The organism is Rhizobacter sp., from assembly GCF_031412495.1.
GTDB lineage: Bacteria > Pseudomonadota > Gammaproteobacteria > Burkholderiales > Burkholderiaceae_C > Schlegelella_A.
Window position 1 is genome coordinate 1 of sequence record NZ_JANODC010000207.1, and the last position, 14,212, is coordinate 14,212.

General features: G+C 71.4%; 15 protein-coding genes. 6 read left to right on the top strand and 9 right to left on the bottom strand.

The genetic code is table 11. The annotated features are described in order from the left end of the window. The 3 genes from AC30N0_RS07790 to AC30N0_RS07800 all read left to right on the top strand — a co-directional run. A partial coding sequence (locus AC30N0_RS07790; protein WP_489517357.1) for an ATP synthase beta subunit C-terminal domain-containing protein occupies positions 1-276 on the top strand: 276 nt, incomplete at its 5' end. A 20-nt stretch (positions 277-296) separates the two neighbouring features. Further along, on the top strand, positions 297-713 hold the full coding sequence (locus AC30N0_RS07795; protein WP_489517358.1) for a F0F1 ATP synthase subunit epsilon: 417 nt from the start codon (positions 297-299) through the stop codon (positions 711-713). 108 nt (positions 714-821) lie between these two features. After that, complete coding sequence (locus AC30N0_RS07800) at positions 822-2,276, top strand: phospholipase D-like domain-containing protein (RefSeq protein WP_489517359.1); 1,455 nt, start codon at positions 822-824, stop codon at positions 2,274-2,276. A 15-nt stretch (positions 2,277-2,291) separates the two neighbouring features. On the opposite strand, the gene AC30N0_RS07805 is transcribed toward AC30N0_RS07800, so the two are convergent. From AC30N0_RS07805 to AC30N0_RS07815, 3 genes are all read right to left on the bottom strand, one after another. Beyond that, positions 2,292-2,507, bottom strand: coding sequence for a GDCCVxC domain-containing (seleno)protein (locus AC30N0_RS07805; protein WP_489517360.1), 216 nt, complete (start codon positions 2,505-2,507; stop codon positions 2,292-2,294). Between the two features lie 3 nt (positions 2,508-2,510). Then, on the bottom strand, positions 2,511-3,206 hold the full coding sequence (locus AC30N0_RS07810; RefSeq protein ID WP_489517361.1) for a cytochrome c biogenesis CcdA family protein: 696 nt from the start codon (positions 3,204-3,206) through the stop codon (positions 2,511-2,513). Between the two features lie 90 nt (positions 3,207-3,296). Continuing rightward, positions 3,297-3,734, bottom strand: coding sequence for a heavy metal-responsive transcriptional regulator (locus AC30N0_RS07815; RefSeq protein ID WP_489517362.1), 438 nt, complete (start codon positions 3,732-3,734; stop codon positions 3,297-3,299). Between the two features lie 89 nt (positions 3,735-3,823). On the opposite strand from AC30N0_RS07815, the gene AC30N0_RS07820 reads away from it, so the two are divergent. Then, positions 3,824-4,429, top strand: a complete 606-nt coding sequence (locus AC30N0_RS07820) for a carboxymuconolactone decarboxylase family protein (protein WP_489517363.1) — start codon at positions 3,824-3,826, stop codon at positions 4,427-4,429. Between the two features lie 59 nt (positions 4,430-4,488). Here AC30N0_RS07820 and mdeB read toward each other — a convergent pair whose 3' ends face one another. Beyond that, a complete protein-coding gene (gene mdeB, locus AC30N0_RS07825) occupies positions 4,489-7,137 on the bottom strand; it encodes an alpha-ketoglutarate dehydrogenase (RefSeq protein ID WP_489517364.1) in 2,649 nt (882 codons plus the stop codon). 83 nt (positions 7,138-7,220) lie between these two features. Between mdeB and AC30N0_RS07830 the strand changes: the two genes are divergently transcribed. Next, positions 7,221-7,988, top strand: coding sequence for a TylF/MycF/NovP-related O-methyltransferase (locus AC30N0_RS07830; RefSeq protein WP_489517365.1), 768 nt, complete (start codon positions 7,221-7,223; stop codon positions 7,986-7,988). A gap of 6 nt (positions 7,989-7,994) precedes the next feature. Here the strand turns inward: AC30N0_RS07830 and AC30N0_RS07835 are convergent, their stop codons facing one another. The 5 genes from AC30N0_RS07835 to AC30N0_RS07855 are packed head-to-tail and all read right to left on the bottom strand — an operon-like array spanning position 7,995 to position 13,638. Then, a complete protein-coding gene (locus AC30N0_RS07835; RefSeq protein WP_489517366.1) occupies positions 7,995-9,686 on the bottom strand; it encodes an N-acyl-D-amino-acid deacylase family protein in 1,692 nt (563 codons plus the stop codon). Then, complete coding sequence (locus AC30N0_RS07840) at positions 9,683-11,041, bottom strand: NAD(P)H-dependent oxidoreductase (RefSeq protein WP_489517367.1); 1,359 nt, start codon at positions 11,039-11,041, stop codon at positions 9,683-9,685. The genes AC30N0_RS07835 and AC30N0_RS07840 overlap by 4 nt, the downstream gene beginning before the upstream one ends. Position 11,042: 1 nt before the next feature. Next, on the bottom strand, positions 11,043-11,915 hold the full coding sequence (locus AC30N0_RS07845; RefSeq protein WP_489517368.1) for a phytanoyl-CoA dioxygenase family protein: 873 nt from the start codon (positions 11,913-11,915) through the stop codon (positions 11,043-11,045). Further along, positions 11,912-12,595, bottom strand: a complete 684-nt coding sequence (locus AC30N0_RS07850; RefSeq protein ID WP_489517369.1) for a GntR family transcriptional regulator — start codon at positions 12,593-12,595, stop codon at positions 11,912-11,914. The genes AC30N0_RS07845 and AC30N0_RS07850 overlap by 4 nt, the downstream gene beginning before the upstream one ends. Positions 12,596-12,639: 44 nt before the next feature. Continuing rightward, entirely contained in the window at positions 12,640-13,638 is a 999-nt protein-coding gene (locus AC30N0_RS07855; RefSeq protein WP_489517370.1) for an AEC family transporter, read from the bottom strand. A gap of 88 nt (positions 13,639-13,726) precedes the next feature. Here AC30N0_RS07855 and AC30N0_RS07860 point away from each other — a divergent pair. Beyond that, the coding region (locus AC30N0_RS07860; RefSeq protein ID WP_489517371.1) for a Clp protease/crotonase-like domain-containing protein at positions 13,727-14,212 on the top strand (486 nt) is incomplete at its 3' end.

Here is a 14,212-nt window from a genome sequence, read left to right on the forward strand (position 1 = left end):
CTGCGCGACATCATCGCCATCCTCGGCATGGACGAGCTGGCGCCGGAAGACAAGCTCGCCGTCGCCCGCGCCCGCAAGATCCAGCGCTTCCTGAGCCAGCCGTTCTTCGTCGCCCAGGTGTTCACGGGCACCGAAGGGAAATACGTGCCGCTCAAGGAAACGATCCGCGGCTTCAAGATGATCGTCAGCGGCGAGTGCGACTCGCTGCCCGAGCAGGCCTTCTACATGGTCGGCACGATCGACGAGGCGTTCGAGAAGGCCAAGAAGGTCCAGTAGGCCGGAGCACAGGAACCGCCATGGCCACCCTCCAAGTCGACGTCGTCTCCGCCGAGGAATCGATCTTCTCCGGCGAGGCGACCTTCGTCGCGCTGCCCGGCGAGATGGGCGAGCTCGGCATCTACCCGCGCCACACGCCGCTGATCACGCGCATCAAGCCGGGCGCGGTGCGGATCACCCGCGCCGACAACCAGGAAGAAGAGTTCGTGTTCGTCGCCGGCGGCATCCTCGAGATCCAGCCGGGCTCGGTCACCGTCCTGGCCGACACCGCGATTCGCGGCAAGGACCTCGACGAGGCCAAGGCCAACGACGCCAAGCAGGAGGCCGAGGAGGCGATGAAGAACGCCAAGAGCGACATCGACTTCGCCAAGGCGCAGAGCGAGTTCGCGGCCATGGCGGCGCAGATCGCGGCGCTGCGGAAGTACCGCAAGAAGTGATGTGCTGACGCGCTTCGGCTCGAAGCCAAACCCGCCCGGCGCCTGCCCGGCGGGTTTCGTTTTTGGCGCGCCGCGTTCCCGAACCGGCGTCGCCGCTCGAGCACCGCGATGACGCTCGACATCTTCTTCGACCGCTACCTGCTGACGGTGCACGGCATCGTGGTGGCGCTCGGCCTGATCGTGTACGTCGGCGTCGCGCGCGCCCTGCCGCAGCGGCGCGACCCGCCGGCGGCGATCGCCTGGGTCGTCGCCCTGGCGCTGCTGCCCTACGTGGCGCTGCCGCTCTACCTCATGTTCGGCAGCCGCAAGCTGCGCATGCGCGATGCGCCGGTACTGGCGCGGCCGCCGGTGCAGGGCGACGCCGACGATCCCGAGAGCTCGCTCTGGTCGCGCCGCCTCGGCCAGGCCATGGGGCTGGCCCCGGCCGCGCCCTACGCCGAACTGCGCATCCATGCCGACGGCGCCGAGGCGAAGGCGGCGGCGCTGGAGCTGATCCGCGGCGCGCGGGTCAGCCTCGACGTCTGCAGCTTCATCCTCGCCCGCGACCCGCTCGGCGAGGAGATCGCGGCGGCGCTGCGCGAGCGGGCCGAGTCCGGCATCCAGGTCCGCCTCCTCATCGACGGCATCGGCGCCTGGCTCGGCGGCCGCATCGACTTCGAGCCGCTGCGCCGCTCGGGCGTTGCCGTCGTGATGTTCGTGCCGCCGTTCCGCTCCATCCTGCGCGGCCGCGCCAACCTGCGCAATCACCGCAAGATGGTCATCGCCGATCGCGAGCGCCTGTGGTGCGGCGGACGCAACTTCGCGGCCGAGTACTTCGAAGCCGACGCGGCGCTGCGCGGCACCGGCTCGATCCGCAGCCGCACCTGGCACGACCTGACCTTCGACCTGCGCGGCCCCATCGCGGCGCAGGCGCGCGACCATTTCGACCAGGACTGGGCCTACGCGACGCGGGTGCCGCTGCCGCCGCGCGCCGACCGCGGCATCGCTCCGGACCTCGGCACCGACCGCGCCCGCGCGCCGGGCGACGGGCCGCTGGCGCAGCTGGTGCCGAGCGGGCCGGAGCAGGTCGACGACACGGTCCAGGTCCTGCTCGTGTCGGGCTGTTTCATGGCCCGCCGCGGCATCCTCATCGTCACGCCTTACTTCATTCCCGACGCGACCCTGCTGATGGCGCTGACCATCGCGGCGCGCCGCGGCGTCGCCGTCGACATCGTCATGCCGAGCCGCTCGAACCACGTCCTCGCCGACATCGCCCGCTACCGGCCGCTGCGCGACCTCGCCGCGGCCGGGGCGCGGATCTGGTTCGCGCCGCACATGCTGCACGCCAAGGCCGTCGTCATCGACGACGAGGTGGCGCTCGCCGGCTCGGCGAACCTCGACGCGCGCAGCCTCTTCCTCAACTACGAGCTGATGGTCGCCTTCTACGAGCCGGTCGACGTGCGCCGCTTCGCGCACTGGATCGCGGCCGAGAAGGCTGCCGCGACACCCGTGCATCTGCGCCAGCCGGGTCTCGTCCGCGACCTGGCCGAGGGCCTGGTCCTCTGGCTCGCGTTCCAGCTGTAGCCGGCGCGGCGTGGATCAGTCGCAGCAGGCGCGGCCCGAGGCCTGGATCGGCGGGCACTTCACCGAGCCGAACGAGCAGAACACGCAGCAGTCGCCCGGCAAGGGGCGCAGGAGCGTCCCGCAGTTCGGGCACTCGTAGAAGAACTGGCAGAAGTCGGTGGGCATCGCCTCGGGCCGCGCGCCTCCGCAGCGGGGGCAGGTCAGGACCGATTCGAGAACGATCTGCGCCATCGCTCAGCCGGCCAGCGCCGGGATGACGAAAAAGTAGGCGTTGAGCAAGTAAAGCCCCATGGCGATGAGAGTGACGCCGCCGGCGACGTCGAACGCATGCTGGTAGCGCGAAAGCGAGCGAACCTTGTCGAGCCAGCCCATCGCCCCGGCGCCGATCGCGATCGGCACGGCCCGGCCGAGCGCGAAGGCGAGCAGCAGCAACGCGCCCCAGGCCGGCGAGCCGATGCCCGCCGTCACGCCGAGCAGCACGAGCAGCGCGGGCGTGCAGACCGGGCAAACGGCGATGGCGAACGGCACCCCCAGTGCGAGCGCGCCCCATGCGCCGCCGACCCGTCTGGCGCGGAAGGACAGTCCCTTGAACGGCACCGCCACCCAGCCCGGCCACATCAGGCCCATCAGGATCAGCCACGGCCCGAGCACGAGCCCCCAGTACCGGCCGAGGAGCTTCTGCGCCCCTTCGCCGCCGAAGCCGGCAACGGCGCCGAGCAGGACATGGGTCAGCACCATCCCGGCGATGAACATGGCGCCGAAGACCCAGGCCTGGCGCGGGGCGCGGGCCTTGGTGACGTAGGCCAGCGAGACCGGGATCGCGGCCAGCGCCACGGGGTTGAAGCTGAAGAAGAAGCCGGCCAGGAAACTAACCAAGAGAGCGGCGGCGCCGACATGCCCGACCGCCTGCTGGAGCCCGTCGATGTCCATCTCAGCGAGCCGCGAGGAGGCGGCTCCGCATGGCCGCGCGCAGCGCCTCGGGCGTGAGCAAGCAGCCGCCCGCATGCAGCACGTCGACCTTCATGGGTCGATCCGTTCGCCGGCCAGGGTGGCGAGGATCGAGCAATCGGCTGTCGGCCGGGTGTCGTTGCTGCAATCGGCGATCAGCTGGTCGAGCGCCTTCGAGACCGACTGCATCGTCCTGATCCGCGCTTCGAGTTCCAGCTTCTTCTCGATGACCTTGCCGCGCACATCGCTGCAGCAAGACGAGGGCGCATCGCGCAGCTGCAGCAGACCGTGGATCTCCGCCAGGGTGAAGCCACAGTGCTGCGCCTGCTTGATGAAGCGCAGGCGCTCCACAGCTCCCGGGTCGTACATGCGGTAGCCGCTCTCCGTCTTGGGCGGGACCTGCATCAGGCCTTCCTTCTCGTAGAAGCGGACGGCGTTGGCCGAAACATCGGCCATCGCCGCGATCCTGCCGATCCTCACGCGCTCCGTGCTTTTCGGGGTGGACGTCATCGGCGCAGCATAGACCTTGACCTTCGGGCGAAGGTCAAGGCCGCCGCGCGCAGGGCAAACTCGGCCATCCGATGCTTTCCAGGTCCGCCATGCCCCTCGTCGCCCCGCTCGCTACCGACCACGACCCGGAGATCGCCCGCCTGGCGGCCTTCTTCGAGACCACGCTCGGCTTCGCGCCGAACAGCGTCCTGACGATGATGCGACGGCCGGCGCTCGCCCGCGCCTTCACCGAGCTCAACCGCGCCGTCATGGCCAACGAGGGCCGCGTGACGAGCGAGCTCAAGCGCCTGATCGGCCACGTCGCCAGCACGGCCGCGGGCTGCCGCTACTGCGAGGCGCACACGATCCGGGCGGCGCAGCGCTTCGGCGCCGCGGAAGGCGCCGACGCGCGGCGGCTCGAGCAGGTCTGGAGCTACGCCTCGAGCGAACTGTTCACGGCGACGGAGCGAGCCGCGCTCGAGTTCGCCCGGGCCGCGGCCAGCGTGCCGAACGACGTTACCGCGGCGATCGGCAACGAGTTGCGCGCGCACTGGGACGATGGCGAGATCGTCGAGATCACCGGCGTCGTCGCCCTGTTCGGTTTCCTGAACCGCTGGAACGACTCGATGTCGACCGAGCTCGAGACCGCGGCCCGGGCCGACGGCGAGCGCTGGCTCGGCAGCCGAGGCTGGGCGCCGGGCAAGCACGGCGGCTGAGTCCGGGGCGGATCGTCCGGAGCCGACGGCCGGCCCCGGCGCCGACGAGCCCGGCAGCGTCAGCCCAGCGCGCGCAGCGCCGCCTGCACGATCGCGGCGGCGTCGACCTCGAAGTGCCGGCGCAGCTCGGCGCGCGTGTCGCTGCGGCCGAAGCCGTCGGTGCCGAGCGTGACGCAGCGGCGGCTCGCCGGCAGGAAGGCGCGGATCTGCTCCGGCACGGCCCGGACGTAGTCGGTGGCGATGACGATCGGGCCGCGCGTCGGCGTCAGCTGCTCGCCGACCCAGCTGCGCACGACCTCGGTGCCGCCGTGCCGCCAGGCGGTCTCCGCCGCGACGCCGGCCCGGGCGAGCTCGCTGAAGCTGGTCACGCTCCACAGGTCGGCGGCGACGCCGTGTTCCGCGCCCAGCACGTCGGCGGCCTTGATCGCCTCGCCCAGCATCGCCCCGGACGCGAGCAGCTGGACCCGCCGCAGGCTGTCGCCCGGAGCCTGGCGGAAGCGGTACATGCCGCGCAGCACGCCGGCGTGCGAGGAGGCCGGCAGCGACGGCTGGGCGACGTTCTCGTTCATCGCCGTCACGTAGTAGAAGACGTCGCGCTGCTGCTCGAGCATCTCGCGCATGCCGTGGTCGACGATGACGGCCAGCTCGCCCGCGGTGGCGGGGTCGTACGCCTTGCAGTTCGGCACCGTTGCCGCCACCAGGTGGCTGCTGCCGTCCTGGTGCTGGAGGCCTTCGCCGCCGAGCGTGGTGCGGCCGGCGGTCGCGCCGATCAGGAAGCCGCGCGCACGCTGGTCGGCGGCGGCCCAGATCAGGTCGCCGACTCGCTGGAACCCGAACATCGAGTAGTAGATGTAGAACGGCAGCATCGCCAGGCCGTGCGTCGAGTACGACGTGGCGGCGGCGGTCCACGACGACAGCGCGCCGGCTTCGGTGATGCCTTCCTCGAGGATCTGCCCGCTCTTGGCTTCGCGGTACGACAGGATCGAGCCCGAGTCCTCGGGCTGGTATAGCTGCCCGAAGGGTGCGTAGATGCCGACCTGGCGGAACAGGCCCGCCATGCCGAAGGTGCGCGCCTCGTCGGCGACGATGGGCACGATGCGCGGGCCGAGCGCCGCATCGCGCAGCAGGTTGCCGAGCAGGCGCACGAAGGCCATGGTCGTGCTCATCTCCTTGCCCGCGGCGTCGAGGGCGAACGCCGCCGTGGCCTCGAGCGGCGGCACGGCGAGCGGCGGGCAGTCGCTGCGCCGGGCCGGAACGAGCCCGCCGAGGGCGCGCCGGCGGCTGTGCAGGTACTTCAGCTCGGCGCTGTCGTCGGCCGGCTTGCAGAAGGCGAGCGCCTCGCAGTCGGCGTCGCTCATCGGCAGCGCGAAGCGGTCGCGGAAGGCGAGCAGGCCGGCGCCGTCGAGCTTCTTCGCCTGGTGCGTCGTCATCCTTCCCTGCGCCGCCTCGCCCATGGCGTAGCCCTTCATGGTCTTGGCTAGCACCACCGTCGGCTGGCCGCGGTGCGCGGCGGCGGCGGCGAAGGCGGCGTGGATCTTGACCGCGTCGTGGCCGCCGCGGCGCAGCCGGTCGATGTCCTCGTCGCGCAGGTCGGCGACGAGCGCGCGCAGCTCCGGGTTCTGGCCGAAGAAGACCTCGCGGTTGAAGGCGCCGTCCTTGGCCGAGAGGGTCTGGAACTGGCCGTCGACCGTCTGCGCGAAGGCGCGCATCAGCGCGTGGTCGTGGTCGCGGGCGAAGAGCACGTCCCAGTCCGAGCTCCACAGGCACTTGATGACGTGCCAGCCGGCGCCCGCGAACACCGACTCGAGCTCATCGACGATGCGGCCGTTCCCCCGCACCGGACCGTCGAGGCGCTGCAGGTTGCAGTTGATGACGAAGGTGCAGTTGTCGAGCTGCTCGCGCGCCGCCAGCGACAGCGCCGCGATCGACTCCGGCTCGTCCATCTCGCCGTCGCCGAAGAAGCCCCAGACACGGCGCTGCTGCGCGCCGTCGCCGCTGCCGCTCAGGAGGCCGCGGTGCTGCAGGTAGCGCATGAAGCGCGCCTGGTAGATGGCGTTGATCGGGCCGATGCCCATCGAGCCGGTCGGGAACTGCCAGAAGTCCGGCATCAGCTGCGGATGCGGGTAGGAAGTGAGCCCGCGCGCCCCGTGCCGCGGTGCGGCCAGCTCCTGCCGGTAGTGGGCCAGATCGTGCGCCGAGAGGCGGCCCTCGAGGAAGGCGCGCGCATAAACGCCCGGCGCCGAGTGCGGCTGGAAGAAGACCAGGTCGCCGAGCTGCGCGCCGGCGTCGTCGCGGGCCCGGAAGAAATGGTTGAAGCCGACTTCGAACAGGTCGGCCGCCGACGCGTAGCTGGCGATGTGGCCACCGAGCTCGGCCGAGCCGCCGCTCTCGGCCCGGTTGGCGCGCATCACCATCGCCAGCGCGTTCCAGCGCATGAGGGCGGCAAGCCGTTGCTCCATGGCCAGGTCGCCCGGAAACGGCGGCTGCGCCTCGAGCGGGATGGTGTTGACGTAGGGGGTGATCAGCGACGGCTGCCAGTGCACGCCGCGGCGGCGCGCGTGGGCCAGCAGGGCGTCGAGAAGGAAGCGGGCGCGCGCCGGCCCGTGCGCCCGGGTCAGCGCATCGAGCGCCTCGCACCACTCGACGGTCTCGGCGGGGTCCGGGTCGGCATCGATCTGGCCCAGCAGCCCTGCGATGTTCATGTGCATGAGGCAAGCCTACGCCGAACCCGCTCGACCCGCGACGGGCCGGGGCCGCGGGCAACGCGATGCGGCCTGGCTACCATCGGCGGATGGCCCGCTTCCGCATGTCCTCGTTCTTTCGCCCGGGTCGAAAGGAGGGCGGCAAGTCCACCATCGATCTCGATGCCATCGATCGGTACTGGCGCGAGGCGAACGGCGGCGACCCGTACCTGTCGCTCTACCAGCGTGTCCGCGCCCGCTCGGGCTCGAACGACAACCTGCTGAAGCAGAACCGGTTCTTCACCCTGTGGCAGATGGTCAACCGGCTGCTGGCGGAGAAGGTGCCGGGCGACGTCGCCGAGTGCGGCTGCTGGAAGGGACATTCGACGTCGCTCATCGCCGAGACGCTCCAGGCGGGTGGCTGGGCAGGGCACTTCTGGGTCTTCGACAGCTTCGAGGGCGGACTCTCCGACAAGGTCGGCGCCGACCGCATCGGCCGCGGCGACACCAAGCCCGGGCGGACCCTCGAACAGAAGCTCTCGTTCGCATCGCGCTTCGAGGATGTCGCCGCGGTGCTGCAGCCCTACCCGTTCGTGTCGCTGCACAAGGGCTGGATCCCGGCCGTCTTCGATACCGTCCCCGAGGCGGCAGCGCGGCGCTTCGCGCTGGTCAATCTCGACGTCGACCTCTACGAGCCGACGCGCGACAGCCTGGCGTTCTTCGGCCCGCGCATGCAGCCGGGCGGCGTGATCGTCGTCGACGACTACGGCTCGGCCAACTTCCCCGGCTGCCGGGTCGCCGTCGACGAGTACATGGCCCGGCACAAGCCGCGCTTCTTCCTCGAGAGCCACCTGATCGGCGCCGTGCTGGTGGCCTGAGCGCCGTCAGGCAGCTGCCGCAGCGAAGTCGGTCAGGAGCTCGCCCGCGAGCGGCGTCGGCGCGATCAGGCCGTCGGCGTCGGCCACCTGGCGGCCATTGACCCAGACCCCCTGCACGCCGATCGCATCGGTCGTCAGGCGCGCTGCGCCCGCGGGCAGGTCGTGCACGCGCCGCTTCGGGCCGCGGCCGACGCGCGCCGGATCGAACAGCAGCAGGTCGGCGGCGAACCCGGGGCGGATCAGGCCGCGCCCGCGCAGGCCGAGCACCTGCGCCGGGTGCGAGGTGAGCCGGCGCACCGCCTCGCCGAGGCTCATCGCACCGAGGTCGCGGGCCCAGTGGCCGAGCAGGTGCAGGCCGAAGCCGGCATCGTTGAAGAAGGTCAGGTGCGCGCCGGCATCGCTCAGGCTGACGAGGCTGTGCGGGTGGTTGAGCATCCGGCCGACGGCCCCCTCGTCGCTGTTGAGCAGCATGGCGGTGAAGACCGTGCGCAGCTCCTCGGCAACGGCCAGGTCGAGCATGACGTCGAGCGGATCGCGGCCCTCCGCGGCGGCGATGTCGGCGATGCTGCGCTGCTCGTAGGCGGCGTGCTCGGCGCGTGCGACCTCGACCACCTGGACCTTGTCCCATTCGCTGTTGAACAGGCGGAAGGTCGTCGGCGTGGCGAGCTCGGCGCGCACGCCGGCACGAAAGGCGGGGTCGCGCAGCACCTCGATCAAGGCCGTGCCCGACCGGCCGAGCGCGCCCTTCCAGCTCGCCAGCCCCTCGACCGGGTACGGCGAGGCGAGCGTGAAGTCCATCGACAGCGGACAGCACGACACCTGGCCCAGCAGGCGATGACCGCGCGCGTTGGCCGCGGCGATGGCGTCGAGGTCCTTGAACACGGCGCCCGGGTTGACGCTGCTGTGCAGCAGCGCGGCGACCATCACCGGCCGGCCGCTTGCCGCCGCCAGCGACTCGAGGAAGCGCATCGGCGTGTGGCCGCCCTTGGTCAGCATGTAGACGCCGCGGCCGCCTTCGCCCATGGCACCGACGAGCGCCGCCATTTCGGCGTCGGAGGCGAGGCGCGACGGCATCGGCAAGCCGCCTTCGCCGTTGTGCGCCGGGCTGGTGCTGCTGGCGAAGCCGACGGCGCCGTGCGCCATGGCGTCGCGCACGATCTGCTGCATCTGCGCGATCTCGTCGGGCGCGGCCGGGCGCCGTGCCGCGTCGGCGCCCATCACGTAGGTGCGCACCGACGAGTGGCCGACGTACGCCGCGACGTTGACGGCGCTGCCGCGGGCGCGCAGCTGCGCCATGTATTCCGGGAAGGTCTCGAAGCCCCAGTCGATGCCTTCGCGCAGGGCGTCGATCGACATGCCCTCGACCTGGGTCAGGTTGCGCATCGTGATCTCGCGGTCGGCCGGCCGGCACGGCGCGATCGTGAAGCCGCAGTTGCCGATCACCGCCGTGGTGACGCCGAGCGCCGGCGACGGCCGCAAGGTCGGGTCCCAGGTGATCTGCGCGTCGAAGTGGGTGTGGCTGTCGACGATGCCGGGCATCAAGGCCAGGCCGTCGGCCTCGACCACGCGGGTCGCCTCGACGCCGAGGCGCGGCCCGACGGCGACGATGCGACCCGCGTCGACGGCGACGTCGGCGCGGACGCCATCGCCGCCCGAGCCATCGACGACGAGGGCGTCGCGGAAAAGGAGAGCGATCACGCCGTCCTCAGCATCGGCGGCGCGAACAGCGCTTCCATCTCGCGCCGGATCCGGTAGGCCGAGGTCGAGGTGTCGACGGCGACGTCGCTCCAGCTCAGGCTCTGCCCCTTCTTCACCGCGCGCGTCACCTTGACATCGTGGGCCAGGCCGAGCGGCAGGCCGCCCATGCGCGTCGAGGTCTCGGCGGGCAGCAGCTTGCCCCACACCGTGTAGCCGCCTTCGCCGTCCAGCATGTCACCCGGCCTCAGGTCCTTCTTGGCCGTGGCGACGACGTCGGCGTTCCAGCAGGTGGCCACGCCGGTCGCCTCACCGCGCAACGCCACGCTCGCCACCGACACGCCGACCTCGAGGCCGATCAGATGCCAGCGCTTGTAGAGCGTGAAGTAGCGCCCGCTCGGGTCGGTGTGGGCGTTGTATTCCTCGAAGCAATTGCGGATGTACTCCGTCTCGCCTTCGACCGTGACCCACACGCCCATGCGGATGTCGTACGGGACCGCGCGGCCGTTCGCCTCCAGCGACGAGATCACCTCGACCATGCCCTTGCGTTCGAGCACGCCGCCTTCGCCGATGGGCCGCGTCACGAACGGGATGTCCTCGATGCTCGCCGGCGGGTAGAGCAGGCCGTTGCTCGGCACGGTGAGCCCCGTCGCGTTGGCGACGGCCGTGCACTCGATCGACGGCTTCGAGCCGTCGAGGAAGCTGTTGAACATCTTCGGGTTCAGGCCGCCGCGCCTGGCCTGCTCCGGCGTGAGGCCGTAGTTCGCCCACACCGTTTCCGGCGTCGATTCGCTGAAGTGCGGCAGCCACTTGTGGCCGCGACCGGCGGCCACGACCGGGAAGCCGCAGGTGCGCGCCCAGTCGACGAGGTCGCAGATCAGCGCCGGCTGGTCGCCGAAGGCGAGCGAGTAGACGACGCCGGCCTCGGCCGCCTTCTTCGCCAGCAGCGGGCCGCAGAAGGCGTCGGCCTCGACCGTGACGTTGACGACGTGCTTGCCGTGCGCGAACGCGGCGAGGCAATGCTCGACGGCCGCGATCGGGTGCCCCGTGCACTCGACGACGACGTCGATCGCCGGGTGCGAGACGAGCGCCTGCCAGTCCTCGCCGATGTGGGTCGCGCCGGTCCTGAGCGCGTCGTCGAGGCCGGCGGCGCGCGCCTGCGCCGGGTCCCAGCCGACCCGCGCCAGGTTGGTCCGCGCCGCATCGGGCGAGAGGTCGGCGATGCCGACCAGATGCACCCCCGGCGTGCGCGGGACCTGCGCCAGGTACATCGAGCCGAACTTGCCGGCGCCGATCAGGCCGATGCGGATCGGCCGGTTCTCGGCCTGGCGCTTCTGGAGTTGGGCGTGCAGGCTCATCCTAGGCCGCCATCTTCAGCTCTTCGGACGACGTCTCCAGCGCGCTCGCCGGCATGCCGTCCTTCCACGGCAGCTCGACCGGGCAGGGCTTGAGCAGGCAGTCGTCGGGCAGGCACTCGATGGGCGTGAAGTCGCGGTGCGCGATGTACTCGGGCCGCTTGAAGCGGCGGATGTGGTTGCTGACGGCGCACAGGCTCAGGTAGACGCTGACCCGGTCCCACGGCGAGAGGTTGGAGCCGGACGCGTGCACCAGGCAGCCGTGGAAGAGGATCATCGAGCCGGCCGGGCCCTTGGGCGAGACGATGCCGCCCGCCTTGCCGCCGGCGCGCTCGACCAGCTGCGCGATGAGCCCGTGGTCGATGGTCCAGAGCGGGTAGCTGGTGGTCGTCAGGTCGTGCTTGGCGTCGACGACGCCGCGCTTGTGGCTGCCGGGGATGAACATCAGCGGGCCGTTGAAGTCGTTGACGTCGTCGAGGAAGATGGCGACGTTCATGGCCCGCTCGGCCGGCATCCTGTCGTCGTTGAGCCAGGTGCCGTAGTCCTGGTGCCATTGCCAGACGTCGCCGTCGAACGCCTGCTTGCCGTTGATCTTGAACTGGTGCATGTAGAGGGCCTCGCCGAGCAGCTCCTGCGCCGGCTCCACCATGCGCGGATGCCGTGCCAGGCGGGCGAACGGCTCGCTGTAGAGGTGCGCGGCGAAGTTGGTGCGGACGGCGTCCTTGCCCTTCTCGCGCACGTTGTAGGCCTCGCGCCGGCTGTAGAGCTCGGGCACGGCGTCGGTCAGCGTCTTCGTCTCCTCGCGGCTGAAGAGGCCGGGGAAGAACAGGTAACCCTCGCGGTCGAATTGTTCGTGCTGGGCGGCGGTGAGCTTCATGGTGAACCTTTCAGGGCAGGCGTGAGACCGTGGGGGAGGCGGGCGAGCAGGTTCTCGCTTGCTTGCCGGCCGTGGGCGTCGATGAGCCGGGTCGCCCGCTCGGCGTCGCCGGCGGCGATGGCCGCGGCGATGGCTTCGTGCTCGTCCCAGATGGTCTCGCGCTGGCGCGCGTGCTGCAGCACCGCGCCCATGACGCGTCGCAGGTGGACCCAGTGCAGGTGGGCGCTAGCGGCGATGAGCGGGTTGCCCGAGGCGGCGTAGACGGCGTTGTGGAAGGCCATGTCGGCCTCGACCATCGCCTGGATGTCGTCGCCGCGCGCGGCCCGGCGACCGTCGGCGACGAGCTGCGCGTCGATCGCCGCCCGGCGGCCGGCGGCGAGCCGTGCCGCCAGCGCATCGAGCGCGCCGCGCACCTCGTAGACCTGGGCGATGCGCGCGGCGTCGAGCGGCGCCACGAGCAGGCCGCGGCCGGGGGCGTCGAGCGCGAGCCCGTCCTTCTTGAGCAGGCGCAGCGCCTGCAGCACCGGCTGGCGCGATACCGCCAAGCGGGCGGCGATGTCCTCCTGCCCGAGGCGCGCCCCGGGCGCCAGCGAGCCGTCGCTGACGGCATCGAGCAGGGCCCGGTAGACCCGGTCGACGAGATCGGGCGCTGGCTGGAGGCGGACGAGGTCGGCAGTCATGGCAATCTCTGTATACAGAATACAGTCTCGCCGCCGTGCGAAAGCTAAGGGTTTTCACCCACTCTGAACAGCCAGGCGCAGATCGAGAAGGTCGCGAAGGCGGCGACGGTCGAGGCCATGATGATCCGGGCCACGCGGCCGTTGTCGGCGCCGTAGCGCTCCGCCAGCACCGACACGTTGCTGGCGCTCGGCAGCGCGGCGGTTAGGGTCAGCACCGTCAGCCCGAAGGCCGTGACCGGCGCGCCGAGGGCCCGGGCCGCCGAGCCGATGGCGAAGACCAGCGCCGGGTGCACGAGCAGCTTGATCACCGCCACCGGCAGGTAGTGCCGGGGCGGCGTCCGGGTGTGCGCGTGCCGGCCGGCGCGCCAGAGGACGGTGCCGATGGTGAACAGCGCGACCGGCGTCGCCGAGTCGCCCAGCATACGGACGATCTGCGCCACCGGCGCCACCAGCTCCAGCTGCAGCCCCGAGAAGAGGGCGCCGAGGCCGATGGCCCAGGGCAGCGGGTTGGTCAGGGCGCCGCGCAGCGAGGCGAGCGCTGCCGGCAGCAGCGAGCGCGGGCCGTCGTGTTCGGCGCGCTGGGCGTGCGCCTGGGCCAGGGAGATGCACAGCGTGCTGGTGACGACCAGGTCGACCAGGATTGCGCCGATCACCGGCCCGGCCGCGTTCTCGCCGAGCAGGGCGACGAGCAGCGGCACGCCCATGAAGCCGGCGTTCGGGAACGCCGCCACCAGCGCGCCGAAGGCAGCGTCGCGCAGGTCGACCCCTTTGCTCGAGCCGGCGCGACGCAGCGTCACGGCGAGGGTCAGCCCGACGATGACGACCGCAGCCAGCAGGTAGATGCCGATCAGCGTCGGGTCGGCGAGCCGCCCCGGCGGCAGGCTGGCGCCGAAGCGGAACAGCAGGCAGGGCAGGGCGAAGAAGAGGACGTAGGCGTTCAGCCCGGGAATGGCGGCGGCCGGCAGCACGTGCGAGCGGGCGGCGAGCCAGCCGAGCAGGACCAGGGCGAAGAAGGGGACTGTGACGGCGAAGATGGCCTGCATCGCGGGAGTATCGCCAAGCCAGCAGGCGGCCTCCTGCTCTCGCGTAAGCTAGCGAGCCCCCCGCCTGCAGCCTCCGGAGTTCTCCCCCATGTCAGCGTCCTCGCCCGGCCGCACCCGCCGCTTTTTCCGCGGCCTCTGGCGCTTCGTGGACGTGAGCCGCCGGGTCGTCCTCAACCTGCTGTTCCTGCTCGTCCTGGCCATCGTCGTCCTGGCGCTCATGAAGAGCGGCGCGCCGCCTCTGGCGGAGAAGACGACCCTGGTCCTCAACCTCGAAGGGACGATCTCCGAGCAGCGCGCCGGCAACCTGCGCGCGTCGGCGCTCGACCAGGTGCGCGGCGAGACGACGCAGAAGATCCAGCTGCGCGAGGTCGTCGCCGTGCTCGATGCGGCGAGCAAGGACGTGCGCATCGGCAACGTGCTGGTCGTCCTCGACGAACTGCAGCCGACCGGCTTCGCGACCGTGCGCGAGGTCGGGGCCGCGCTCGACCGCTTCAGGGCCAGCGGCAAGAAGGTCGTCGCCTGGGGCTCGGGCTACGACCAGCGCCAGTACGACATCGCCTCGCACGCCGACGAG